The sequence below is a fragment of the Paenibacillus sp. PastF-3 genome (genome assembly GCF_029893135.1).
GTDB classification, from domain to species: domain Bacteria; phylum Bacillota; class Bacilli; order Paenibacillales; family Paenibacillaceae; genus Paenibacillus_AQ; species Paenibacillus_AQ nitricinens.
Genome location: NZ_JARXWM010000012.1, coordinates 118,457 through 142,664, shown reverse-complemented (window position 1 = coordinate 142,664; position 24,208 = coordinate 118,457). Strand labels below are relative to the sequence as shown.

Below are 24,208 nucleotides of genomic sequence, written 5' to 3'. Positions count from 1 at the left end.
CTAGTGACATCATGTCATCCATAGCTACAGATTAATCTGACCGTGATGGTTGACTCTGGATCTAGCTTCTCCAATACGACTAGCTTCCTTGTTGAGCAGCTCATCCACCCGCAGGCCCTTTAACCCCCTTCTAGGAATCTCCTTTAAGACCTCTTCCAGTCCTGTGATCATGTTCAATGGCGCTTCTTCATCTGCCCAAGGCGTATCTCCACTGTCGTGAAGAACGATGATGGAGCCTGGTTTAATTTTTTTTAATAAGGCATGCTTTAATTGCTCTGCACTAACTGACGCTTTCCAGTCTCCGACCATAACAGACCACAACACGATCTGATAAGACTTCCTTATTAAAAAGAGATCCCCTAGATTCACAAGACCCCAGGGTGGCCGGTAAAAAATAGGACGTTCGCCTGTGATTCGTTCCACAATGTCAGCTGTTCGATCTACTTGCTTCCGTCTATTCGTCCATGGGGAGTAGATCCAATTAGGCGTATGCGTATAATTATGAATGCCTATCTGATGTCCTTCCCTGTGCATTCGCTCGATTATATCCGGGTATTGCTCAGCCTTTTTGCCTAATACGAAGAAGGTCGCTTTAACGTCATGCTCATGTAACAAGTCCAGCAGTTCAGGTGTATAACAAGGATCTGGGCCATCATCGAACGTAAAAGCAATTTCCTTCACGGCTCCTCCTTCCGTATGAACTCCCCATCCCCAAATGCGGGTAATCACAAAAGGAACGATCATAAAGAGAACAATTATATCTATAGCTAGAATAATGAACGTTAGCATCAGGAAACCGCCTCTTTCCTTCGAGGAGCAAACCGTGCTTTCAAAGACTGCTTACTAAGCACGAGCATCTTAGGAGACAACTTCTCCGTGCTGTCCTCAACGCGATGTTTCCCCTCAGGATGCAGAATCCGAAGTAAGAACCGAAGATAGATTCCGAACCATCGCCGCTGCCATTTGGACTTGATAGGATGCTGCTCAAACCCTATGCCATGAATGATTCCGCGGTGAAGTAGCGTAATCCCCGTTAACGCCTGCACTTTGCTTAGTTCTGGATTGTTGTCCAGATCACGACTGATCTCCTTCATAGCCTCACGGAGCATACGTGCAGTACGGATTCCCGCTCGATCTGCACCAAATGTACGTGTCAGCTGCACGACCTGACGATTATCCAGATGAAGCTCACCCACCCAATCACCGGGAAGTATCTGGTGCCCATCTTGGCAGACCACACTTTCCCCGTGATACTTCACCACTACCAATTTACATATCCCATATGTGCGCACAGACTGACTGCGAAATTTGGTTATGACAGCAAATACGCTCTCCCACATCATCCAAAGAGATTGCGAGAATAATTTTATAAATGAAACTGAAGCTACCATTATTCTTCCTTCTTCCCGTTTAAGTTTATCTTCTAGCAAAATCTTTTACTAAACGCCGCGTATACCTGCCGATCATCTTTACCAGACTGTTTCCAAGATAAGCACCTATCCATAGAAATAACGCACCTAACAGCATGAAAAAAAGTGAGATGCTCAGCGTATTATTTTCAATCCCGAATACCGATATAGAAGAGATGCCGAGTAAGTACAAGACAGGTGCGAACAAAAGAATAATAGGAGCCAAGTAAAAAAGGGTTGCACATATTAGACTGAGCATTCCGATAATACCCTGCAGCATCAGTCCTATAATCGCTCTCCAGTTATGTTCATTTAGAAACTCTGCCCTAACCCTTTCCCACATGCTGCCTTCTTCTTGAGATCGGGTTGGAAGCGTGCGAACGGAGATATCCGTATAGATTTTCGTTCGAATTCGCTCATGCTGTAAAAAGGTTTCGGTAGAACGCAAAACATAATAAAGGATCGGAATCCCTACTATGGTGAAGGACATTGCAACTCCAAAGGTGATGCCTACCAAATAAAAGCAAAGGTAAAACAGCCCTGTGGCAAAAGTAATTAATAAGAAACAGAAATTCCTCACATGTTTCCGGATCATTTGATTCATCTTCTTCTCTCCCTCTCTGCAATAAAAATTTGTTCATCTAAGCAACTCCCATGCTAGCGCTTCTGATGTAAAATCGACCAGTGCCGTAATGTCATATGACAGTTTTTCATACAAAAAAAGCACCCTATTGCCTACTCCCGTAAGGGAATATAGACAACAAGGTGCTCGCGCTTCAATTTCAGATCATTCGGTTTTAGTTATTCCAAAGTACCAAAGGCTTTCTCAACAGCCTCTTCGCGATTCCGTACACCTAGCTTAGCATAGATGGTAGAAGCGTAATTTCTCACCGTGCCATCGGACAAATACAATTTAGCTGCAATAGACTTATAACGCATGCCCTTTGACAGGCATTCTAGAATTTCCAGCTCGCGCGGAGTCAGCCCATACTCATTACTCTGCTCAGTCTGCGCTTCAGATGTTGGGTGCATCTCATAATGATCAATTAATACATTCGTAATAGCTGGTGTTATCATCTTCACACCCCGATGTACGAGACGTATCCCTTCGAATAGCTCCTGCGGTTCAGTAGACTTTAACAAGTAGCCATCTGCCCCGTTTTGCAGTGCTTCGACTGCCAAATCTGTTTCTTGAAAAGTAGTCAGGATCAGCACGCGTACCCCTGGCCACTTTTGCTTAATAAGCTTCGTTGCTTCCGCACCGTCCATGTCTGGCATATTTAAGTCCATTAGCACCACGTGAGGTTGATCCTGTTCGCAGAAGCTTACTGCTTGCTCACCATTCTCTGCTAAACCTATGATCTCAAAATCGGGTTCCTGCTCTAAAATAATTCGCAGACTATCCCGGATATAAGGCTGATCATCTACCAGTAGTAAGCGGACCGTTTCCTCCTGTATCTCTTCAAGCCTCGGCAAACTACAGGTCACTAAGGTCCCTTCTCCTAGCTTTGAATAAACATACACTTGCCCTTGCAAGTTAGAAGCTCGTTCCTTCATCGCGTTCAGACCAAACCCTGCTGTTAAATCCTCTGCGCCTAATCCATTATCCTGCACATCCAGCCGGATCAACTTCTCTTCGTAATGGAGACTAATGACAATTTCACTGGCTTGACCATGACGTACAGCGTTGGTTATTGACTCTTGGAGACATCTGTATAATGTCATTTGAGCCTGCTTGGATACTGTGTAGGCCTCTCCGAACGTTCTTAGGCGAATCTTAACCTTAGAGAAGGTTTGAAAATCATCCACTAATTTCTGCAGAGACTGTATAAGCGTCAACGAATCCTGCGAAGAACCCACTTGGTGCAAATATCTCCGAACGTCATCTAGGCCATGGCGAGTTAGTTTTAACAAGGCATCTATCTTTTGCGCCCCGTCCGAAGTGTTCACCTCCGTACGTAAAGTCTCTAGCCCCATAAGAATGGATGTATAAGAATGCCCCACCGTATCATGCAGATCTTTGGACAACCGATCTCGTTCTTCCAGAAGTGTCATACGCTCGACTTGTGAGATATACTGCTCCAAGACCGCATTCTGATCCTTAATGATTCCGCTCTGCTTGTGATTGACCATCAGTAAATGAAAGGCGAAGCCAAGCGTATACACCAAGCCAATATTCAAGATCATCGATACAGCATCCACTTGCTGTGACAACCTAGACAACAGAATTGGAATCAAAATAACCGTAATCGGTGCTGACCAACGATAAGACTTCTGTGCACTATTGCTAGCAATCATAAAGGCAGTAGGTAAAAAAGTTACATAGGATTCAGGAAATAGCGCAGCCAAATATAAACATAGACCACCCGAAAGAAGGATCTCCGCAATCAGATAATATTTATAATGCAGCTGCAAACAGAACCAAGGCACTGAAAAAGCGATCAAGCCCCAAACAAACGCGATCCAAAAAGGAATCGTAAAATTGTCCGAAAGATAACACATGGTAATCAATAAAGAAGTAGAAAAACAAATCCGAAACAGGAGGACGAGCCAATCGTACCAGAACCACTGTTTGACCAGATTAAACAAGACATTGCCCCCTATATACTGTGCTGACTTGACCTTTATTATAGTGTAACCCCCTGGGACCTTACTAGTTACAAAAGGTCATGAGTTGGAATGACATTTATGCTGATGCTACAAATTCCATAGAGGTCACTATCGACGTCTCTGAGATTCTAAACAAAACAATGTCACAAATCAACGACTTGAAATTGTTATATAAACGAAAAGCAAAGGAGGTGATCGCTTGGAAGAAGCTAGACCTAGTGGTGCTGCTACAGAGCAAATAGAGGCCGCTGTTTCACTGGTTAAGTCGGGAAATCATGAGGCTTATACATCTATCATCCACAGATTTGAAAAACCCATGTACATCTATTGCTATCATCTGCTCAAAAACCGGGAAGAAGCTCAAGATGCCGTTCAAGAAATATTCATCAAAGCTTATCAAGATATTCACCGTTATGAGCCTACTGTCTCCTTCTCTGCATGGTTGTACAAGCTTGCCTATCATCACAGCCTAAACCTGCTAAAGAAACAGCAGCGAAGGTTAAAGATTGTATCGTACTTCAAACAACAGGAGGAAGCCACGGAGCACATTCCAGAGCCGGAATCGCCTTTAACTGAGTTACTGACCTATCTCACTTCAGAGGAAAGGCACATTCTATTGCTGAAAGCAGTGGAGCAATACAATTTTGAAGAGATTGGTCAAATCATGGACTGTAAGGCAGCAACCGTACGAAAAAAATATCAGCGCTTGCGCCAGAAGCTCATGGAACAAGCCAATAAACAACGAAGGGCAGGCGGATTATTTGCGCAATCCAACGAATGACAGACAAATGGAACAAATTGAAAGCATGATCCGGGAAACCGGGACGCCACAGTATAGCCTTAGTACACAAATTATGAACCGGATAGGAGAGAATCCCATGAATAAAACCACTAAACGAGGACGTATGTTTAAGAAAACATTAATCGCCGCCACTACAGCAGCAGCACTTGGTCTAGGGATTATCAGCACTGGCTTTATCTCACCCGCTATGGCAGATACACTGGGAAAAATTCCTGTCATAGGCAGTCTGTTCAATAATAACGTGGATAATGGGCTGAAGTTGGCTGCAGAGAATGGCCTTATTACCAAGCTCGGCATCAGCGATACCCATGAAGGAGTAACACTGAAAGTCTCTGAGGCTTACCACGATGGAAGCCGCCTGTCGATTGCCCTTGAACGCGAGGGAGTAACCACGACGGACGATCAGTTAATTGGACACTGGGAAAATCGGGAAAGAGGTCTTCTGGTGACAGAAGAATTTATCGTTCTGGTGAACGGTGAGCGAAATTTAATGAGCGTGATGCCAATCATCAATTCTGATCATACTGTACAAAAGAATGCTGCTCTGGTAGATATAATTCCCGAGGAAGGTGAGCAGCTGCCGGATGAGTTCGAATTAACCCTTCAGGTCAAACTAGCAGGGATTGATGATACTTATGAAATCCAGGTGCCTGTAAGCAAGGCAGAAGCACAATAAATTCCAAAGAAAAATGTAGCCCTTTCCGCTGAACAAACTGCAGAAGGGGTTTTTCTTTGTCTATATCGCTTGAATCGCTCGATGACCTCTAAACAACTATTTTTTTATATGAATCATAAGCCGTACACCAAATCGTCGTATAATTAAGTCAAATTTACACCATAATGTACTAGAATTTTGACTTCTTGTTCGGAATGCTGTACATTACAAAGTGGACGAACAATAATCAAACCAAAATACTATAACGTTCGCATTTAGAGGTGTATATAATGAAAAAAGTATTCGATTATGAAGATATTCAGTTAATTCCTGCAAAATGTATCGTAAATAGCCGTTCTGAGTGTGATACAACAGTCACCTTAGGTGGTCATACTTTTAAATTACCTGTGGTACCCGCAAATATGCAAACCATCATAGATGAGAAGATCGCCAGCTTCTTAGCGGAAAATGGCTACTTCTACATTATGCATCGTTTTGAACCGGGGAAGCGTACGTCTTTCATCAAAGAAATGCACGCCCGCGGATTAATCGCATCCATTAGTGTCGGAGTCAAAGAAGAAGAATACGATTTTGTTGAACAATTAGCTAACGAACAGTTGATTCCGGAATTCATTACGATCGATATTGCACATGGTCATTCCGAGGCTGTCATTCGAATGATTAAACATATTAAACAGTATTTGCCTGCTAGTTTCGTTATTGCTGGAAACGTGGGAACTCCTGAAGGCGTTAGAGAATTAGAGAACGCTGGGGCCGACGCTACTAAAGTGGGAATTGGGCCAGGGAAAGTATGTATCACGAAGATTAAGACAGGATTTGGAACAGGTGGCTGGCAATTAGCGGCACTACGCTTGTGTGCCAAAGCTGCAAGTAAGCCTATTATCGCTGACGGAGGTATTCGGACACATGGGGATATCGCCAAATCCATTAGATTTGGTGCTTCCATGGTCATGATCGGGTCCCTATTTGCCGGGCATGAAGAATCTCCTGGTGATACCATCGAGATCGATGGAAAGCTGTATAAAGAGTACTTTGGCTCCGCTTCTGAATACCAAAAAGGTGAAAAGAAGAATGTTGAGGGCAAAAAAATAGTTGTCGAACACAAAGGCGCTTTAGCAGAAACCTTGAGAGAGATGGAGCAAGATCTTCAGTCCTCGATTTCTTATGCTGGGGGCAATAAATTAGAAGCCATTCGTAAAGTCGATTATGTTATCGTTAAGAATTCCATTTTTAATGGTGACAAGGTCTATTAATCCAGAAGAAATATAAGAATTATGTATATATAAAAAGGTGAGTAAGGCGACTTAGGTCGTTCTTGCTCACCTTTTTTAGGTTGTTATGATTTCTGCTATACCACTTTGGGGTAATCATCTAATAGGTATTAGATTGAATAAGAGAGGATAATCCCTATGCCGCAAGCTATGATTATTATTAACCCCTCATCTGGTAAAGAAGAAGCTGGCGAATATGTCAGATATGCAGAAAGAGTTCTAGCTGATCAAGGCTACTTGGTTACAATCAAGGAGACGGCAAAAGAACTAGATGCAACTCGTTATTGTATCACTGCCTGTGAGGAGTGTTACGATTTAGTCGTCTCCATTGGCGGGGATGGCACACTTCACGAGACCATTAATGGTCTTATGAATCAGAAACAACACCCAAAGTTAGGTGTAGTCCCTTTAGGAACAGTTAATGATTTTGCCCGCGCGTTACAGATTCCATTGAATCCAGAAATAGCCATTCAAACTCTTGCTTCCTCTAACGTAAAGACAGTAGATATTGGTTGCTTGAATGACCGCTTATTCGGAAATGTTGTTGCTGTAGGTTCAATCGCCGGATCCTTATCCTCTGTATCAATCGAAGAGAAAACTAAGCTCGGCTCATTGGCATATTTGAAAGAAGGCCTAAAACAACTTACAAGCACTTCTCCCCACCCTCTTGTTATTCATTATGACGAGAAAACATGGCAAGGCGATTCCCCGCTTTTTCTCGCCGTGTTAACCAACTCCGTTGGCGGATTCGAGAATCTGATCCCTGATGCTGCGGTTGACGATGGTCTGCTTCACTGTTTTATTATTCAAGACCTCAGTATACTCAATACCATTACAGCCAGTATTTCTTTATTACTTGGCAGTCTTAAGGATCATAAAGACGTTGTCTATTTCACGGCCCAAAATGTAACTGTAAGCTCTCCAGAAGCTGTAAGAACCAATGTGGATGGTGAAGAAGGTCCGATTTTACCAATTTCGCTAAGTGTTCTCCCTCGTCATATCCAAGTCATTGTGCCGGAAGTAGACTAACAAATAAAAAGCAGTCCGGAACTCAAAAGGTTCCAGACTGCCATTATTATATGGATGCCCCATTCCATACCTTCTCTTTGCAAATCACTTATAAAAATTCTATTCCGCTACAATAAACTTTCTACTTAATAACCACATTCCGCCGCTAATCCCTAAGAAATAGATGGGCATCGTCAGTAATGAACCATTATGCAGGGCGCTCATTCCCCATGTCGCCAAACTAACTAATAAGTAATATCCCAAGCTGAAGATCGCACCTGCTGTTCCCACAACATCCTGAAAATTGACAAGCGCAAGACTTAGACAATTAGGTAAGGCGATACCGGCCCCCATTAACATGACAAAAAGGGTTACCAAGATACATACGATCAGTATCATATCCGGCAACGTTCCAAGACTACATACTAATGTTAATAGTAAGGAACCGGTAGCCATGACTAGACAGCCGATGTGAATTATTTTTTCTGCGGCATAGAGACTCAATAATCTCTTGGACATCATTGCTCCCACTATCGATGCCAAAGCCACAACAATACCTAGAAAACCATATACTCCCGGTGAAATGTTAAAGTGTTCAATAAATATAAAGGGTGCTTCTGCATAGTAGCTAAATAAAACTCCATTGATGCCCCCGATCAGTAACCCAAACACCAGTACACGTGGCAATGAGAGCATTCTTTTAACGATAGGTAGAATAGCCACCTTTTTTCTCGCGGAAACATCAGTCGTTTCTGGCAGCTTCCAAAAAGCATATACAAATAACAACACACTCATCGTTACTAGTGTAAAGAAAACCGCCCGAAAGCCAAAAGCTTGATCCACGAATCCGCCAATAAGAGGCCCTACGGCTGGAGTAAACGCAATCACCGCCGAGATTTGGGCAAACATGGCATGCCGCTTATTTCCGGATACACTCTCACGAAGAATCGTTTGTGTAATGATTGAGCCTGTCGCTGCCCCAAACGCTTGAATGAAACGGCTGACCAGAAGTAGAGTAATGGATTCCGAGTAAAAACACATCAAGCATCCAATACCATATACAATGAGGCCAACCAGCATGGCAGGTCTCCGTCCGATGAAATCAGAGAGCCAACCCCAACACAAAACACCTAAAGCAAATCCGATAAAATAGATACTTAATGTTAATTGTACAGAACTATTAGAGACCCCAAGTGCTACCGCAATATCCGGCAACGATGGAGTGTAGATCGTCTCACTGATTTGCGGAAAAGCCACAAGAACAATCATTAGCAGTAAAGATGGTGCTGCATATTTTTTCATATTAAATTCGCCCTCCTACAAGCTTATATCCTAGAACAACAAGAATATGAGCCTAGCTAGGGAAATGGGGGCATCATTATGGCAAGACGACTATAGATCATCATGTTCGATATTACCTTTCATTGTTAAGCTTTCTTTGTTATAGGAGGGTTTCAATTATTCGACTAAAATATCATTATATACGGTAATAGAAAAGCTCTCAAACGAAACGCATCGCCTGAGAGCATATTTATGTTATGAGTTTTGTTCCGGTAATCCATTTACAGTTATACCAGCGGCGCTTGACTTCTTTTTATCCTGAGAAGCATGTAGCTTTACCATCACAAATCTTGCAAATGGCTGTATCAATATACTTTCTGCAAACAGTGCAATCAGGAAATTTCTTGGCCAATTCGCTAAGAAGTGATTGAACGTTTGAGAACTCAATCCGTTTCCGATAATGTCTCCAATAATCGTCATACAAAGTGACATTCCTAATACAGTGAACAAGATGCGGAATAGAATTTTAGCGTTGAAGCTATCGCTAGGTTGTGTGAATTTAGCTGTCAGCTTTTCTGCGATACGCCCAATAACAACAGGCTCAATAATCATAACAATGACCCAAATGATCGGAAACACCTTAAGAATCGATAAGGCAACCTCTCCATTAAATTCTCCAACCGCTAAAATGATATTTAATGAAGACATAAACAGTACGGTTAGTGTACAAATGATTGCGCCGTATAATGCGCCCTCCTTGCCGTTTCTCGGTAATCTTGCTTCTAAATTCATGATGTTCTTCCTTTCAAAATTGTCGGTAATAGTTTCGCGATAGTCTTTAAAGGTGCTGTAGATTGCTGCGTTTGACACAGCATGATCGCACCCTCAATCGAAGCTGTCATCAATAAAGCAATATCATTAGCTACTTCATTCGAGAAATCTTCAGTTGTAAGCTTCGTGTAGTAAATAGTCTGTAGGTTCTCATAAAGTGAGTTACATGCTTGGCGGACAGGCTCACTGACCGTAGCCATTTCACTGACAATACTGCTAAATGTATAGCCTGTAAGCTTGCCCTCGGTTTCTAAGTTATGAATTAATTTATTAACCAGGAATTGCGTAGCCTCTTGTGTAGAGGAATGCCTTTTGAAAATGTCCTCCATATCTATTGTTATGGCTTCCTTTAGGCCCATTAAACAAGCAATTAATAGTTCTTCTTTTCCATTTGGAAAATGATGATAGAGCGCTCCTTTGGTAACATCACAAGCTTTTAAAATTTCACTGACGCCTACACCCTTATAGCCCTTTTGTTGAAACAGGAGTGTCGCCTTATCAATCATTAGTAATTTTGTATCCATAATATTTTATCCCCCCTAACATACCAACCGGTCTGTTTGTCATTATAACAATATAAATCTCAATAATGTAAGTGTTTTTTTGCTGAAAGAGGCAAAGTTGCCGTCTTACGAGGATTAATGTTATCATTCTGATGAAGTTATCTTACTTTAAATACGAAGGAGGAATACCTGATGAAAAAGAGATCCCTAAAATATTTGTCTTTTGGTATTGGGTATTCTACTGCTGTTTTTTTCTAGAATTAATGATGGATAGGATAGGTCTGTCAAAAATTAAGAGAAACCAAAAAACAGCGGAGATATATAACCTAGCCCTCGTTATGTATCATCTATTTAAAGGAGACTTCATAAAATGAACTTAAACAATAATGTAGTTACAAGATATAATCCAGAAAATATTGCGAAACCCGTTGGTAACTATACTCATGTAACAAAAATAAGCAGAAACGCTGAAATGTATGTATTTTCTGGTCAAATAGGAATCGATCAAAACAGTAATATCCCTACAGATTTTAATCAACAAGTAACAAATACGATGAGTAATATAGTTGAAGTCCTTTCTTCTCAAAAGCTAACTCCCGATAACGTAATCAAAATCAACATTTGGGCCACAGAAGAAATTGATTGGGATCATTTCTATGAAATTTGGAATAAAGTATTCGGGATGACGCCTCCTTCCATGACCATTGCTTATGTTAAAGGATTAGGTTTACCTGAATTGAAAATTGAATTAGATGTTTGGGCTGCAGGATAAACCATACACAAAACGAGCCTTAGAAGCGATTCTAAAGGCTCTTTTTTTCTAATAGAACAACCTTTTTTATAACAGCAAAAAGAGCTCAGTCTCCTGAGCCCTTCAAATACATTTCTATCTTTTTATATCTGAAGAATTGTCCCAACCTTCAATATTCTCCAGCCCTGGAATACTGTCTTTATAGAAAACAGGGTCCTTCCCTTCACTTTTCTGCCGTTTATAATCCTTCAAGGCGGCAAAGGCCACTTTGGATAATAGCAGGATGGCAATCAAATTCACGATAACCATGAAGCCCATAAATAAGTCAGCCAAATCCCATACCAATTGAACCTTTGCTACGGAACCAAAAATAATCATCGCCAAGACACTGTATCTATAGAATAATAATACTTTTTTGTTGGAGTTCAAGAATTCTATATTAGTCTCACCGTAATAATAATTTCCAATTAATGTACTGAAGGCAAACAATAAAATCATGATCGCTAGTGATCCAGATGCCCACGAACCAATATGCTCGCTTAATGCGGCTTGTGTCAGCTTGATCCCATCTAGCCCAGGCTGCTTATAGGCATCAGACAGCAAAATAATAAATGCCGTACTCGAACAAATAAGTAACGTATCCGTGAGTACGCCCAGGGCTTGCATTAGCCCCTGTTTCACCGGATGACTTGTGGTTGCCGTTGCTGCAGCATTTGGCGCACTCCCCATACCCGCTTCGTTAGAGAACAAACCACGCTTCACGCCCTGTAGAATTACTGCACCAAGAGAGCCACCAGCAACTTGTTCAAATCCGAAGGCACTTTTCACAATGAGTGCGAGAACTCCTGGGAGTTCTGTAATATTAATCAGCATAATAATAAGAGCAGCCCCAATGTAGATTCCTGCCATTACCACTACAATATATTCGGACATTCTTGCGATACGCTTAACACCGCCGAAGATAACCAGAGCAAAGGCAGCAGCCATTACAAGCCCAAGAATAGCCCGATTGGTGCCAAATGAATTCTCAAAGGCCACTGTGACCGTATTCGATTGGACCGCGTTAAATACAAGCCCGAAGGATAATGTAATCAGAACTGCGAATATCGCTCCCATCCAGCGCTTGTTCAGGCCTTTCTCCATATAATAGGCAGGCCCACCGCGAAATCCGGTCTTATCCTTCACTTTATATACCTGTGCCAGAGTGCTTTCTATAAAACCGGACGCCGATCCAATAATGGCAATTACCCACATCCAGAAGATAGCCCCTGGACCACCTATCGCAATAGCAATTGCGATTCCCGTAATATTACCTGTCCCTACCCTCGCCGCCATACTGATGCAGAAGGCCTGGAAGGATGAAATACTATCTTTTGACCTTTCATTAGATCCTTTAAGAACCCGAAACATTTCTTTGAACATACCAAACTGTACAAATTTCGATCTTACCGTGAAATAAAGTCCACAAGCAATAAGAAGGATCACCAATATTTTCGACCATAAAAAATCATTTGTTACGCTAATCATACTATCTAAAAAATGTTGCATGTAATTCCGCCTCTCCATTCTGTCGATACCAGGTTGCTAAGCTTATAACACATAGTATTTTCAAATATAACAGTCATTATTTCAAATGCCAATAAAAATTGTAACTTTCTTAACATCTCTTGTCAGTGGTTTTCGCATACTTTTCAGAATTATGGTAGAAAATACTATACATATCAGATGAAAGGTGGAGCTCTGCCCTATGGACAAGGAAAAAGAAGATATGACTTTAACGGATCGACAAGGTCATCCAATTACAGATAATCAAAATATACGGACAGTAGGCAATCGCGGACCGTCGACGCTCGAAAACTACCACTTTATCGAGAAAATATCTCATTTTGATCGAGAGCGTATTCCGGAACGTGTTGTACATGCTAGGGGTGCAGGAGCCCATGGGTATTTTGAAGCTTATGGAAAAGTAGGCGATGAACCCGTCTCGAAGTATACGCGTGCTAAACTTTTTCAAGAAGCAGGCAAAAAAACACCTGTATTCGTAAGGTTTTCTACGGTAGTTCATGGTGTTTACTCTCCGGAGACCTTTCGGGACCCCCGTGGCTTCGCCACAAAATTCTATACAGAGGATGGCAACTGGGACTTGGTCGGCAACAATCTGAAGATTTTCTTTATCCGTGATCCGCTGAAATTTCCTGACATGGTTCATGCTTTCAAACCAGATCCCGTGACCAATCTGCAAAACCCGGAACGGATGTTTGATTTCGTATCGAACTCTCCTGAAGCTACTCACATGATTACGTTTCTGTTCTCTCCTTGGGGGATTCCAGCCAACTATCGGCAGATGCAGGGGTCTGGGGTCAATACCTACAAATGGGTGAATGAAAAAGGCGAAGCCGTCTTAATCAAATACCATTGGGAGCCGCTGAAACATGGCATTAAGAATCTCACTCAGCAAGCCGCTGAGGATATCCAAGCCAAAAACGTCAGCCATGCTACGCAGGATTTATATGAGGCTATTGCGCGCAAGGATTATCCCGAATGGGAACTTTGTGTGCAAATCCTGAGTGACGATGAGCATCCTGAGCTCGACTTTGATCCACTCGATCCTACTAAGCTTTGGGATCATGAACGTTTTCCATTTTTACCTGTAGGGAAGATGATTCTGGATCGAAATCCAGATAATTATTTTGCCGAGGTCGAACAGGTCGCTTTCGGGACTGGAGTTCTAGTAGACGGTCTGGATTTCTCGGATGACAAGCTGCTGCAAGGCCGGACGTTCTCCTATTCGGATACTCAGCGGCACCGGGTGGGCGCGAACTACATTCAGTTGCCGATTAATGCTCCAAAGACAAGGGTAGCGACGAATCAGCGGGATGGGCAAATGACTTATCATGTGGATAAGGCACCTGAGCAAAACCCACACGTGAATTACGAACCTTCCTCGCTTGGCGGGTTAAAGGAGGCAACCCCTTCTGGCAAAGAACATCAACCGATGTATAATGATCGACTCGTTCGCGACAAAATTAGTCGGGCAAATGACTTCGGGCAAGCTGGAGATACCTATCGCAAGTTCGAGGATTGGGAACGGGATGAATTGATTCATAACCTGGTCGATGCACTGAAAATATGTGCGCCTGTCATTCAGAATAATATGATCGAGCATTTCACAAAGGCCGATCCAGACTATGGCCGTCGAGTCGCTGAAGGTCTTGCTCAAGCCCAAGCCGACCACAAGCATATAGGTACCTCGGATAATCGAGCCGGCGCGGAAATTGCGGAGCAATCCGGTAAACAAACCGATGGCTATTAGATGTTAAAAGAAGGGTTAAGGGACCTGTTATACGGGTTCTTTAACCTTTTTTTGATTTTGGGAGCTTTCGCTTTGCCATATTCACGTAACATATGAACACTATGATTGTTGTGTAGCTAAGATCATAGGAGGAACAAACCGTGCAAAATACAACCATATTAATTACTGGGGGAACCGGATCTTGGGGAAGACAACTCGTGAAACGGTTATTGGAAAGTGACCCTAAAGAAATCAGAATATTTTCACGCAATGAGTCACTTCAAGTAGAACTACAACAGGAATATCATCATAATCCCAAACTAACGTTCATCATCGGTGATATACGTGATAAGCAAGAACTGATGCAGGCTTGCCATCAGGTAGATTATATCTATCATTTAGCGGCCTTGAAGCATGTCCCGATCTGCGAACAACAACCGGACAGTGCGATGAAGACTAACGTACTCGGAACTCAGCATGTGATTCAAGCCGCTATTAAACATGGCGTTAAAAAAGTGATCTACGTCTCCACTGATAAAGCAGCTCATCCATCGAGCACCTATGGAATGACAAAATCACTCGGCGAAAAGTTAATGGTTCATGCCAATCTCAGACAAACCAAAACACAGTTTGTATGTGTGAGAAGTGGCAACGTCCTCGGCTCAACCGGCAGTGTGGTTCCCATTTTCAAACAAAGTATTGCGGATGAGGTAGACATTTCCCTTACAGATGCTAGAATGACTCGCTTTTTCTTAACCATAGATGATGCAATTACCTTACTCCTTAAAGCGACAGAAGAAAGCAGGGGCGGAGAAGTCTTTGTGACCAAGATGCCTGCTTGCAATATTAAGGATCTTGCCCAAGTCTTAATTGATAACTTATCAACTAGCACGATCCAAATCAATGAAACGGGGATTCGCCCAGGAGAAAGCTTAAGCGAGGCCCTAATTTCGGAATTCGAGAGTGCTTCTTCCATTCATCTGGATGATCACTATTATGTGATTCTCCCTCCTTTTCCTATAGAAGGGTTACAAGAAGCTTATGCCTCTTGCCCGCCTGTGGACTTCCAAAGCTATGATTCCAATCATGTGTTGATGAGCCAACCCGCAATAAAAGAAATGCTACAACAAGGTGGGTTCCTATCATGAGGCCCTCGATCGTATTTACAGGCGGAGGCTCCGCAGGACATGTATCTGGTAATCAAGTGTTGATCTCTAAATGTCTTGCAGAGGATTGGGACGTCCATTATATAGGTTCTGAACAAGGGATTGAGCGCAAGCTTTTGTCTGAATACAAGGAGGATGTGACCTACCACCCCATTTCCACAGGAAAATTGAGACGCTACTTCGACTGGAAGAATGTAACTGATGTATTCAAAGTCATGAAGGGCATCTTTCAATCCTACCGGCTCCTACGAGCCATCAAACCAGGTGTAATTTTTTCTAAAGGTGGATTTGTTTCTGTACCGGTCGTGATTGGAGCCAAACTTAACAAAGTGCCCATCATTATTTATGAACCAGACTTAAATCTTGGACTAGCTAATAAAATATCACTTCCGTTTGCCACTCATCTGTGTACAAATTTTCTGGATACTGTAACCAAATCTGCTTCACTCAAGGCCGTTCATGTGGGACCGCTCTTGAAGGAGCAATTCAAATTAGCGGATAAACAACGTGGTTTAGCCTTTTGCGGATTCACCTCTGTTAAGCCTGTTCTTCTTATTATGGGAGGAAGCCAAGGGGCACACAGCATTAACCAAATGGTGAACAATGTACTCGCTGAGTTGATAGATAAATTTCAAGTGGTTCATATTTGCGGGGAGGGAAAGGTTGATTATCACCTCTCTATGTCAGGCTACAAATCGTATGAATTCATTACAAGCTGTGAGCTGCCGCATTTATTAGCTATGGCGGATGTTGTCGTATCGCGTGCAGGCTCAAATTCTATGATGGAGCTTCTTTCCATGCAAAAGCCAATGTTATTAATTCCTCACACGAATGGTGGCAGCCGCTCAGGTCAACTTGCCCAAGCGCAGTATTTTCAACAAACTGGACTCGCTGAAATGTTACTTGAAGAAGAGATGACTAATCAAACCTTTGTTCATTCGATTATGATGCTATACGAGAACCGCTCTACTTACAAAGATAAGATGAAGCCTTATGAGAACGGCAGAGGAGCCTATAAGGTAATGAATTTAATCAAACAAGTAAGCGGCGAGGACTTAACAATGTTCAAGGCAGGTCCGGTGTAGATGGGAATGAAGCTAGCGAATTGGTTACTCCTCTGCTTTATCGCTGTCGTCTGTATTTTGGTTTATTTTGGACAAAGGATCCTATAATAAACACCTCTAAATTGTACCGAACATTTTTGGAATGGGTATAATTAAAGCATCTATAATCTTAGGGGGAGAAACTCATGGAGAAACATCCGACGTTAGAAATGTATGACTACAATGTATGGGCTAATCAAACGATCATCCATCGCTTAAAGGAGTTGCCTAAAGACAGTTATCATAAGGATATCCAGAGTGGTTTTTCTTCAGTAGCAAAGGTTGTGACGCATATTTATGTCGTGGAGAACATTTGGTTTGACTTGATTTCAGGGCGAACTAGGAATGAAGCTATAGCATCAGCAGCACAACTAGAGCCCTTGTTAGCAATAAAAGATATTGAAGAAATGGATGTCCTCTATCGTGAGCTATCCAGTAAAAATAAAATGGTTCTGAATAGTCACATAGATAAGGACCCCACCGTTGTGTTAGATCATCCAACTATGGGATCGCTTGAGACATCTATTTCCGGAGCTATCTTTCACATCGCGAATCATGGCAGCTATCACCGCGGTAATATCGGGACTATGCTGCGACAAATGGACCACACCTCAGTGCTGCAGGATTATGTCGCCTATCTATACAACGAGCCGAAATAATCATAACGCTGCTTCATCTATCGTATTAATTAGCTACAGATTTGAAATATTGATACACCTGATTTAGCTTCTTTTCATGTTTACCTTTCGGGCTCTCCATGTTGCCAAACTCAAAAAACTTCACTTTCTTGATCCCACAATATTGAAACAATGCTTTTCTCATCAGCACTTTATGGGAATTATTTAACCAATATAAAGGATACAGGGTTGGACCCTTCATGCTGGAAATACAAACTACCGACTTCCCTTTCAGCAGCCCTTCAGGTATAAGCCCGCCCTTTTCTCTGTAAGCGAAATTAGAAGCAAACATTTGATCAATATAACCTAGCAGCATGGCCGGAGGCCGCCCCCACCAGATGGGATACACGAATACAATTTTGTCGGCCTGACGAATCTGCTCACGATATTTCTCTAACTGGGGATCGGTGTGCATGTCTCTTCTCCGTTTATGTTCATTAAAAACCAGCACCGGATCAAATTGCTCTTCATATAGATCAAGTACCTCTATCTTCGAGATCTGTTGATTCTCATTACTTCCTTGGATGACTTTATTGAAAAAAGAATAACTTAAACTTTTATGATTCGGATGTGTATAGATGACTAAGACGTTCATTGCTCCACCTCTTTAATTATCATTTGATAACAAAATCGTATCACAACCTATATTTAGTTGTCAAATGATAATTGTATTATGATAATTATTTTGTTAAAGTTTACACTAAGAGGTGATCGTAATGGACAAAGAAGCGTTTTTTCATAAATTAGTGACCTTTACGACGGCAGTCCATGAAGTAACATTCGACCTAACCAAAGATGTTAGACCGGAAGGTATTACGCCTGTTCAATATAGTATTCTGGAGTATATTGCCGTTAGCCAGCCTGTTACCCTCAGCCAAATCAGCGATTGTAAGAATATCTCTATGCCAAACACAAGCCGTGAACTTAAGAAATTAACGGAAAAGAACCTTTGTGAGAAGTTTGATGTCGCAGAAGATCGGCGTAAGCAATTTATCCGACTGTCTGAAGAGGGACAAGCGATGATGAATAAAGCTTTTGAGCAAATCGGCGAACGTTTTCTGGATCGAATTAAAGATTCTTCTACTGAAGAACTAGAAGAAATCAACCGAGCACTCGATGTGCTTCAGTCCAGGGTATTTAATAACGACAAGTGAATAGTTTAAAAAGACAACAGCTAAAGCCTAACAACTTCTAATCAGCTTCACCTTTCACCCTAGGTCCCGAGTCGCACTCTTCCATTGAGTCATTCGGACCCAGATGACGTTATATCGAATTGTCATACCGCTTTAGACTAGCCCTGGAAATTAAAACAGCGACAGCAAAGGACGAGAAAATAAAGTCCTAGACTGTCGCTGGTTTATTGAACTAACGTTTTTCTTTATGCTTGTATGAGCAAGCACGCGAAAAGGCTATGCGCTCTGGCTTGGTTTCTTGCGTATGCTCGTAAGTTCAAAAGCCTCTTTAGGAATACCCATTTCTTGAGCCTTCTTCTTTTTAATCACCATGGCTTGTTGTAGGCTAGTGGCTTGAAATTCAATTGTGGTACCCAGCGGATCTTCGAATGCATAGTAACTTTTTTTATTGGACATTACCTTAGCGCCCCCTCATCTTATTCTCGAATGATTTTGCCTGACCATGTTGTCTAAAAAACTCCTTTGACAAGAGGTACAAAACCGCAAAGGCCACATGTATATGATCTCGGTGTTCACCCAATTCTCGGGCCGCTGAAGCAGCATCCTCTTGCAATGACAGGATGCCGCATGTAACTGACATCGGGACTGTGAAGAGATCACCGGCGTAGAGTAGGCGAAATAAGTTCGGCAGATATGATAAATCCCCCTAATAGTATGTGTCTCATCCTAGAGAACTATGCGCAAAGACCGACATCAAAATGAACACCGAACTCCAGTCACGTCCTGCCAGTTGCAGAAAGACGAATGGACGGTAAAAAGGCACTCCTGTTAAGGAATGCCTCGGTAATCATATTCTTAGCCGGCAAAATCCATTATTTCACCAGTCCACCGATAAAGGACTCGAAATTGTCAGCCAAGCGAGTAATCTTGTATTTGTTATCACGATCTACATGGATAACCTCAGGTTCGCCATCATTTCCAAACTCGCGGTAATCCAGCATGATTACTTCATTCTCCGAAGGACAATCACAAATCACCACACCAACCTCTGGATATCGTCCATTTTCAATCACATTCCGGCTGCCAGAAGCTCCACAGAGCGACTTATTTTTATCTCGTCCAATGCCATGGATACCTGAAATCGTAATAAATTCTCCTGTTCCCGGAATTGGGTACCGATTGTTATGAGGAATTCCCCCATTATGTAACTTCATCATTGCAACATAGTATTTTGGCAACTTAAATACCAGCTCTTCTTCCACTGAAGCAATCAATGCATCTGTAGGCGGTTCAGAGATATATTCTTCGAACGCATACTCGCTGTCATCCCAAAAATTGGTGGAGTCGATTGCTACTACAGGCTTATTTGCGGGTTTACTCACAGGCTTTTTGGTAGCTTTCTTAGCCAATTTGCGTTTGATCCAACCCAAAAACTCCAAGGTGTCCTCATCATCAGGCTCTAGCTCGTCTGCAATTGTAAATGCTTTTAAAGCTTCGTCATAGCGCTTCAGATAATAGTAGGAAACTCCGATACGGTAATGCCAGAGCGGATCACCTTCGCCCTCTTCTTCAATGCTCAAATACTGCTCTAAGGCCTCTTCATATTGCCCGAGATTATTAAGTGCTCTGCCCAAATGACTAGTCAGAACATAATCTCTTTCCTCTTCAGGAATTTCCGTTATTGCATCCACGATTTCTTGAAATTCATCCTCTTCATGCCAAGTATCCAATTTTTCCAATAGCTCATCACTCATCATTAATACCTCCTAGTAACGATCACTCAAAATACCTATTAGAAATTATACCATTTATAGCCTATGCCCAGCCAATAACGCAAGTCCTCCTGCGTATTCATACCCTTGAGGGGGTTATTACATAGGAATAGTATGTCGCAAGAAGATTACAATCATCACAAAAAAAGCACCGTGTCAGCCACAGTCGCTCGTTGATTACTATTCTTTTCATCATTAACTACTCAGTCTTTAAATGATCCTCTAATTTCTGAAAGTATAATTTATTATTAAAAAAATAGGCCGCAGAATTGATCTGCGGTCTATTTGTGTAGACAGAGAAAAATTTATTTATAAACATCTTTTAGAGGGAACAAAGATAACTTACCATCCTCCATCCGGTATACTTTATCACAATATTTAAGCATACGTTCATCGTGAGTAACCATAATCGCTGCTTTCTGGCGTGACTTCACCTCTTGCGCGATTAGACTAACTACTTCATGGGCCCGTTTAGTATCCAAACTAGCTGTAGGCTCGTCCGCCAAGATGACATTAGGGTTATTTATTAAAGCGCGAGCGATGGCTGTCCGTTGCTTCTCCCCACCTGATAACTCTTCTGGAAGACTTGTTAGCTTCGCGCCAAGACCCAGCTCTTCGAGCAGCTTAGTGGCCAATTGCTTATCCTCTCTAGTTACTGTGCTCGACATCCTTTTTACTATTAGCAATTGATCCAAAACATTTAAATATGGAACCAAATTTGAAGATTGCATAATAAATCCGATTTCTTGTAGTCTTATATTCGACAGTTCTTTGGCAGTAAGCGTAGAAATAGTATGCCCATTCAGCTTAACTTCCCCTTCTGAAGCTTCAAGCATGGCTCCAGCAATAGACAAGAACGTACTTTTACCTGAACCCGACGGTCCAACTACAGCCACGAACTCACCCGGCTCGACCGATAGGGTTACATGATCAAGTGCGGCGATACGATTACTTCCTTCAGCATAGTATTTTGTGACATCATTCATTTGTAATCCCTTAGTCATTATTCAACCCTCCCCAATGCCTGTAGCGGATCAATCTTTGTAATCTTTCGAACGGATACCATCGAACTTAACACAGCGATGATTAGTAAGATTAAAGAATAAATTACGACAAGATTCGTTTCCAGCTTGAAAGGCATACCCTTCGGCATAATGGCGGCTGTCCCATAAGTCAGTAAGATTCCAATTACAATACTAGTCAAAGAAATTATAAATACTTGCGATATAATGGCTTTTCCAAGGAATTTGTTACTGGCACCTATAGCTTTCATAATGCCAAACTGGTTGCTCTTCTGCATCGTAATTACATAGAAGAACACTCCAAGCACGAATGCAGAGATCGCCAGCAAAAATGCTAGCATCATTAAAATAGTACCATTCTCTTCCTTGTAACCTGGCATCCCTTGAACAGCTTCTGCCCGGGTAACCGTATCCGTACCTGATAATTTGCTATTCATTACTTCTGGATCGATATCCTTGCCTTGCAGCATAATTGCATTAACCGGACCTGGAATTCCTTTATCTGAACCCGGAGCAGCAAAACTAATCTTCCGCCACTCCTCCATCGGAGTAAATACGGAAGCAACGTGGTTATAGGTCTGATCCTTCACAAACCCGATAATCGTTAATGATTCCGTTGTACCGTCTAACTGAAAAGTATCACCTAGGCTATAACCCTCATCCTTCATGGTCAAGTTCACTAGTACACCAGTAGAATTCTCAGAAGTTAAACTCTCCCCTTCCACGATAGTCGGCTCCAAGAAACTTCCTGGATTAATTCCAATAATCGCGATGTCTACCTTATCCTCATTCTTAGCACCTTGCTCTTTCAGCGCTGTTGCCATTGTACTTCCCATCGGTGCTGCAGCACTAACATTTGGCAATAACTCCACTTCGGTCAATAACTGCTCAGACAGAAGAGACTTGCTCATCGAAGACTGCGACCCTTCTTCAAAAACTACATAATCAGCCTTCATAGTCTTGAGTGTGGATGCAGCTAGTGTAGATAATCCAGTTCCTAAACCTGATAAAATGAATACCAACCAAGCAATTAATACAAAAATAATAGCAATCATTGAAAACTTCATTTTACTATGCATTATTTCCTTCATAGCTAAGAACATTATCTTTTTTCAGCTCCCTTTATATTAATTGACACATGTGTCAAATTAGATGACACCACCACATCTGTCTCATTTATTAAACAATATAAATGACACATGTGTCAAATTTTCTTCAAAATTAGATCAGCTCTTTGCACCCCCAATCCACATTTGAAATAACACCTTACCCCAATCAGGTGTTGGGATATTTAGCATATTAGGTGTATTAATTAGGTTAAAAAAAACACCAATAAGTACAGGAAGTGGGATATCCTGCCGTAGGCTTTTTTCCTGCTGTGCGCGTGCGAACAAACCAGATAACTGAATTTTAAGAGTCTTATGTGCTTCTTCAATAAATTCAAGATCCCTCGCCGCTGCAGCAGAATTCGCTGTGTTTATTTTGCTGGCATCTCCCAGGAGCTGATGGAGCGAAGATTCTTCTACGTAAATGAGAAGTAACTGCTCGAGAGCGTCCATGGGATTTGCCTCGTTAATTGTTAATGCCTTATCTAATACCGCTGCAATTACGCGCTTCATACAAGCGGCAACGATTTCTTCTTTATTAGCATAATATTGATAAATGGTACTTCGGGCACCGGACAGATGCTGCGAGAGCAGTTTGAGATGAAAGCCATCGTAGCCATGATCCAATACTAATTTTTTTGTCATATCAAGCAGCTCGGTTTCAGTAAAAGTTTGTTTTCTACCCATGGTCCATCCCCCTTTTCATTATTACAGTTTAGCATACGCAAAAAGTAATGCGTAGGTCATAATAAAAAGACAGACCGTCCATAAGCAGCACTCTCACCTGCGGACAGTCCTTTCAAAAGTACTTGGATATTCTATTTATCCATATGTTTTACCTTCACGACTGCATCCCGTTTTCAATCCTCTGCATAAACTCTTCAACGGCGCTATAGCCAAGCTGTTTCAGATACCAGTTGTTGGCGGCAGCTTCGATTAGGCCGGCTACGTCACGGCCGGGCTGAAGCTGGATTTCAATATGTGGAATTTGGACACCAAGATAGTCTGTGAACTTCGGCTCCAGCTCGAGCTCATTATTCAAGGAATTCTCTCGCCAAGGAGACAACTCAATGTCGAGTACAATTCGCGTCTCATCCTGAAAAGCTCTACGCCCGTACTGGCGTACAACATTGATCAGACCAATACTGCGCAGCGCTAGGAATTCGCGGGTCGTCTCATTATGTGTGCCGAGAAGCGTTGCCGGTCCCAGCTTCTTCAGCACCACGATATCATCCGCCACAAACCGGTGGCCTCTTCTAATAAGCGTATGCGCGGTTTCGCTTTTTCCAATCCCAGACTTGCCCCGGAGTAGGACACCTATACCAGACACATTTACACATACCCCATGAATTGAAAGCTCTGGCGCCAGCGCCTTCACCAGATAGGTGTCAATCTTTGCGATGATCTCTGTCGTCGTCTCCTGCGTCCGAAGCAACGGGATGCCCTCTTCTTCGCAGAATAGAGTTAAATAAGGAATCTCCTGCTGACCTGTCGTCACAATAAAGCATGGTGGATGATACTTGACGATATTACCAATATGTAACTTGCGCTCTTCAACGCTTAGGGTTAACAGATAATTGATTTCCTTGCAGCCCAATACTTGTACCCGCTTCGTTGGGAAAAAATCAAAGTAACCCACGAACTCCAGACCAGGTCTATGCGCCTTTGAACGAGTGATTTCACGTTCCATGCAGCTAGCACCTGCAAGTACTTCCAGCTTAAACGTCTCTGTAAGGCTTTGAACGGTAGTCGATTTCAAAGTTGTTCCCTCCTGTGGCTGCGTATCTTGAATACG

The 24,208-nt window shown here is 42.2% G+C and carries 25 protein-coding genes; 10 read left to right on the top strand and 15 right to left on the bottom strand.

The genetic code is table 11. The features are described 5' to 3' along the window. Positions 1-24 precede the first annotated feature (24 nt). From M2444_RS22300 to M2444_RS22285, 4 genes are all read right to left on the bottom strand, one after another. Positions 25-789, bottom strand: coding sequence for a polysaccharide deacetylase family protein (locus M2444_RS22300; RefSeq protein ID WP_280788064.1), 765 nt, complete (start codon positions 787-789; stop codon positions 25-27). Further along, positions 789-1,391, bottom strand: a complete 603-nt coding sequence (locus M2444_RS22295; RefSeq protein WP_280788063.1) for a YkoP family protein — start codon at positions 1,389-1,391, stop codon at positions 789-791. The genes M2444_RS22300 and M2444_RS22295 overlap by 1 nt, the downstream gene beginning before the upstream one ends. Before the next feature lie 25 nt (positions 1,392-1,416). Then, the gene (locus M2444_RS22290; RefSeq protein WP_094875332.1) at positions 1,417-2,013 is read right to left on the bottom strand and encodes a sensor domain-containing protein; all 597 of its coding nucleotides are present in this window, start codon (positions 2,011-2,013) and stop codon (positions 1,417-1,419) included. 197 nt (positions 2,014-2,210) lie between these two features. Beyond that, a complete protein-coding gene (locus tag M2444_RS22285; RefSeq protein ID WP_094868446.1) occupies positions 2,211-3,998 on the bottom strand; it encodes a helix-turn-helix transcriptional regulator in 1,788 nt (595 codons plus the stop codon). 220 nt (positions 3,999-4,218) lie between these two features. Between M2444_RS22285 and M2444_RS22280 the strand changes: the two genes are divergently transcribed. The 4 genes from M2444_RS22280 to M2444_RS22265 all read left to right on the top strand — a co-directional run bounded on the left by M2444_RS22280 (position 4,219) and on the right by M2444_RS22265 (position 7,797). Next, positions 4,219-4,800 carry an RNA polymerase sigma factor gene (locus M2444_RS22280; RefSeq protein ID WP_280788062.1) on the top strand — a complete coding sequence of 194 codons (582 nt, stop codon included), beginning with the start codon at positions 4,219-4,221 and terminating at the stop codon, positions 4,798-4,800. A 97-nt stretch (positions 4,801-4,897) separates the two neighbouring features. Then, complete coding sequence (locus tag M2444_RS22275) at positions 4,898-5,497, top strand: DUF4179 domain-containing protein (protein ID WP_280788061.1); 600 nt, start codon at positions 4,898-4,900, stop codon at positions 5,495-5,497. 269 nt (positions 5,498-5,766) lie between these two features. Continuing rightward, positions 5,767-6,750, top strand: a complete 984-nt coding sequence (guaC, locus tag M2444_RS22270; RefSeq protein WP_280788060.1) for a GMP reductase — start codon at positions 5,767-5,769, stop codon at positions 6,748-6,750. A gap of 156 nt (positions 6,751-6,906) precedes the next feature. Continuing rightward, positions 6,907-7,797 carry a diacylglycerol/lipid kinase family protein gene (locus M2444_RS22265; RefSeq protein ID WP_280788059.1) on the top strand — a complete coding sequence of 297 codons (891 nt, stop codon included), beginning with the start codon at positions 6,907-6,909 and terminating at the stop codon, positions 7,795-7,797. Between the two features lie 99 nt (positions 7,798-7,896). Here the strand turns inward: M2444_RS22265 and M2444_RS22260 are convergent, their stop codons facing one another. From M2444_RS22260 to M2444_RS22250, 3 genes are all read right to left on the bottom strand, one after another. Beyond that, entirely contained in the window at positions 7,897-9,078 is a 1,182-nt protein-coding gene (locus M2444_RS22260) for a multidrug effflux MFS transporter (protein WP_280788058.1), read from the bottom strand. Positions 9,079-9,312: 234 nt separating this feature from the next. Then, positions 9,313-9,849 carry a DUF2798 domain-containing protein gene (locus M2444_RS22255; protein ID WP_280788057.1) on the bottom strand — a complete coding sequence of 179 codons (537 nt, stop codon included), beginning with the start codon at positions 9,847-9,849 and terminating at the stop codon, positions 9,313-9,315. Next, on the bottom strand, positions 9,846-10,412 hold the full coding sequence (locus M2444_RS22250) for a TetR/AcrR family transcriptional regulator (protein WP_280788056.1): 567 nt from the start codon (positions 10,410-10,412) through the stop codon (positions 9,846-9,848). Before M2444_RS22250 ends, M2444_RS22255 begins: the two co-directional genes overlap by 4 nt. 349 nt (positions 10,413-10,761) lie before the next feature. Here M2444_RS22250 and M2444_RS22245 point away from each other — a divergent pair, with 349 nt between their 5' ends. Then, positions 10,762-11,163 carry a RidA family protein gene (locus tag M2444_RS22245; RefSeq protein ID WP_280788055.1) on the top strand — a complete coding sequence of 134 codons (402 nt, stop codon included), beginning with the start codon at positions 10,762-10,764 and terminating at the stop codon, positions 11,161-11,163. Between the two features lie 114 nt (positions 11,164-11,277). On the opposite strand, the gene M2444_RS22240 is transcribed toward M2444_RS22245, so the two are convergent. Beyond that, positions 11,278-12,690 (bottom strand): alanine/glycine:cation symporter family protein, encoded by a 1,413-nt coding sequence (locus M2444_RS22240; RefSeq protein ID WP_280788054.1) that lies wholly within the window; start codon positions 12,688-12,690, stop codon positions 11,278-11,280. 199 nt (positions 12,691-12,889) lie between these two features. On the opposite strand from M2444_RS22240, the gene M2444_RS22235 reads away from it, so the two are divergent. The 4 genes from M2444_RS22235 (at position 12,890) to M2444_RS22220 (ending at position 17,362) form a co-directional block, all read left to right on the top strand. Then, positions 12,890-14,455: a catalase gene (locus M2444_RS22235; RefSeq protein WP_280788053.1), complete on the top strand. Its 1,566-nt coding sequence runs from the start codon at positions 12,890-12,892 to the stop codon at positions 14,453-14,455. Positions 14,456-14,595: 140 nt separating this feature from the next. Continuing rightward, complete coding sequence (locus M2444_RS22230) at positions 14,596-15,582, top strand: SDR family NAD(P)-dependent oxidoreductase (protein ID WP_094868456.1); 987 nt, start codon at positions 14,596-14,598, stop codon at positions 15,580-15,582. After that, positions 15,579-16,685, top strand: coding sequence for an undecaprenyldiphospho-muramoylpentapeptide beta-N-acetylglucosaminyltransferase (locus tag M2444_RS22225; RefSeq protein ID WP_280788052.1), 1,107 nt, complete (start codon positions 15,579-15,581; stop codon positions 16,683-16,685). The genes M2444_RS22230 and M2444_RS22225 overlap by 4 nt, the downstream gene beginning before the upstream one ends. Before the next feature lie 164 nt (positions 16,686-16,849). Beyond that, positions 16,850-17,362 carry a DinB family protein gene (locus M2444_RS22220; RefSeq protein WP_280788051.1) on the top strand — a complete coding sequence of 171 codons (513 nt, stop codon included), beginning with the start codon at positions 16,850-16,852 and terminating at the stop codon, positions 17,360-17,362. Between the two features lie 25 nt (positions 17,363-17,387). On the opposite strand, the gene M2444_RS22215 is transcribed toward M2444_RS22220, so the two are convergent. Continuing rightward, positions 17,388-17,975, bottom strand: coding sequence for an NAD(P)H-dependent oxidoreductase (locus tag M2444_RS22215; protein WP_094868458.1), 588 nt, complete (start codon positions 17,973-17,975; stop codon positions 17,388-17,390). A 121-nt stretch (positions 17,976-18,096) separates the two neighbouring features. Here M2444_RS22215 and M2444_RS22210 point away from each other — a divergent pair, with 121 nt between their 5' ends. Next, entirely contained in the window at positions 18,097-18,534 is a 438-nt protein-coding gene (locus M2444_RS22210) for a MarR family winged helix-turn-helix transcriptional regulator (protein WP_280788050.1), read from the top strand. A gap of 255 nt (positions 18,535-18,789) precedes the next feature. Here M2444_RS22210 and M2444_RS22205 read toward each other — a convergent pair whose 3' ends face one another. The 6 genes from M2444_RS22205 to hprK all read right to left on the bottom strand — a co-directional run bounded on the left by M2444_RS22205 (position 18,790) and on the right by hprK (position 24,172). Next, positions 18,790-18,969, bottom strand: a complete 180-nt coding sequence (locus M2444_RS22205; RefSeq protein WP_280788049.1) for a hypothetical protein — start codon at positions 18,967-18,969, stop codon at positions 18,790-18,792. A gap of 416 nt (positions 18,970-19,385) precedes the next feature. After that, a complete protein-coding gene (locus M2444_RS22200) occupies positions 19,386-20,267 on the bottom strand; it encodes an SMI1/KNR4 family protein (protein WP_280788087.1) in 882 nt (293 codons plus the stop codon). A gap of 323 nt (positions 20,268-20,590) precedes the next feature. Further along, a complete protein-coding gene (locus M2444_RS22195; protein ID WP_094875312.1) occupies positions 20,591-21,289 on the bottom strand; it encodes an ABC transporter ATP-binding protein in 699 nt (232 codons plus the stop codon). Then, positions 21,289-22,410, bottom strand: coding sequence for an ABC transporter permease (locus tag M2444_RS22190; RefSeq protein WP_094868462.1), 1,122 nt, complete (start codon positions 22,408-22,410; stop codon positions 21,289-21,291). Before M2444_RS22190 ends, M2444_RS22195 begins: the two co-directional genes overlap by 1 nt. Positions 22,411-22,533: 123 nt before the next feature. Beyond that, on the bottom strand, positions 22,534-23,100 hold the full coding sequence (locus tag M2444_RS22185; RefSeq protein WP_094868463.1) for a TetR/AcrR family transcriptional regulator: 567 nt from the start codon (positions 23,098-23,100) through the stop codon (positions 22,534-22,536). A gap of 154 nt (positions 23,101-23,254) precedes the next feature. Then, positions 23,255-24,172, bottom strand: coding sequence for an HPr(Ser) kinase/phosphatase (hprK, locus tag M2444_RS22180; RefSeq protein WP_280788086.1), 918 nt, complete (start codon positions 24,170-24,172; stop codon positions 23,255-23,257). Positions 24,173-24,208 lie beyond the last annotated feature (36 nt).

Excerpts from the sequence above, each read along its gene's own strand:
- M2444_RS22210 (WP_280788050.1), top strand. The coding sequence starts at position 18,097 with ATGGACAAAGAAGCGTTTTTTCATAAATTAGTGACCTTTACGACGGCA.
- M2444_RS22290 (WP_094875332.1), bottom strand. The coding sequence starts at position 2,013 with ATGAATCAAATGATCCGGAAACATGTGAGGAATTTCTGTTTCTTATTA.
- guaC (WP_280788060.1), top strand. The coding sequence starts at position 5,767 with ATGAAAAAAGTATTCGATTATGAAGATATTCAGTTAATTCCTGCAAAA.
- M2444_RS22275 (WP_280788061.1), top strand. The coding sequence starts at position 4,898 with ATGAATAAAACCACTAAACGAGGACGTATGTTTAAGAAAACATTAATC.
- M2444_RS22225 (WP_280788052.1), top strand. The coding sequence starts at position 15,579 with ATGAGGCCCTCGATCGTATTTACAGGCGGAGGCTCCGCAGGACATGTA.
- M2444_RS22190 (WP_094868462.1), bottom strand. The coding sequence starts at position 22,410 with ATGTTCTTAGCTATGAAGGAAATAATGCATAGTAAAATGAAGTTTTCA.
- M2444_RS22215 (WP_094868458.1), bottom strand. The coding sequence starts at position 17,975 with ATGAACGTCTTAGTCATCTATACACATCCGAATCATAAAAGTTTAAGT.
- M2444_RS22295 (WP_280788063.1), bottom strand. The coding sequence starts at position 1,391 with ATGGTAGCTTCAGTTTCATTTATAAAATTATTCTCGCAATCTCTTTGG.
- M2444_RS22255 (WP_280788057.1), bottom strand. The coding sequence starts at position 9,849 with ATGAATTTAGAAGCAAGATTACCGAGAAACGGCAAGGAGGGCGCATTA.
- M2444_RS22195 (WP_094875312.1), bottom strand. The coding sequence starts at position 21,289 with ATGACTAAGGGATTACAAATGAATGATGTCACAAAATACTATGCTGAA.
- M2444_RS22300 (WP_280788064.1), bottom strand. The coding sequence starts at position 789 with ATGCTAACGTTCATTATTCTAGCTATAGATATAATTGTTCTCTTTATG.
- M2444_RS22250 (WP_280788056.1), bottom strand. The coding sequence starts at position 10,412 with ATGGATACAAAATTACTAATGATTGATAAGGCGACACTCCTGTTTCAA.
- M2444_RS22260 (WP_280788058.1), bottom strand. The coding sequence starts at position 9,078 with ATGAAAAAATATGCAGCACCATCTTTACTGCTAATGATTGTTCTTGTG.
- M2444_RS22265 (WP_280788059.1), top strand. The coding sequence starts at position 6,907 with ATGCCGCAAGCTATGATTATTATTAACCCCTCATCTGGTAAAGAAGAA.
- M2444_RS22205 (WP_280788049.1), bottom strand. The coding sequence starts at position 18,969 with ATGTCCAATAAAAAAAGTTACTATGCATTCGAAGATCCGCTGGGTACC.
- M2444_RS22220 (WP_280788051.1), top strand. The coding sequence starts at position 16,850 with ATGGAGAAACATCCGACGTTAGAAATGTATGACTACAATGTATGGGCT.
- M2444_RS22235 (WP_280788053.1), top strand. The coding sequence starts at position 12,890 with ATGGACAAGGAAAAAGAAGATATGACTTTAACGGATCGACAAGGTCAT.
- M2444_RS22245 (WP_280788055.1), top strand. The coding sequence starts at position 10,762 with ATGAACTTAAACAATAATGTAGTTACAAGATATAATCCAGAAAATATT.
- M2444_RS22185 (WP_094868463.1), bottom strand. The coding sequence starts at position 23,100 with ATGGGTAGAAAACAAACTTTTACTGAAACCGAGCTGCTTGATATGACA.
- M2444_RS22240 (WP_280788054.1), bottom strand. The coding sequence starts at position 12,690 with ATGCAACATTTTTTAGATAGTATGATTAGCGTAACAAATGATTTTTTA.
- M2444_RS22200 (WP_280788087.1), bottom strand. The coding sequence starts at position 20,267 with ATGAGTGATGAGCTATTGGAAAAATTGGATACTTGGCATGAAGAGGAT.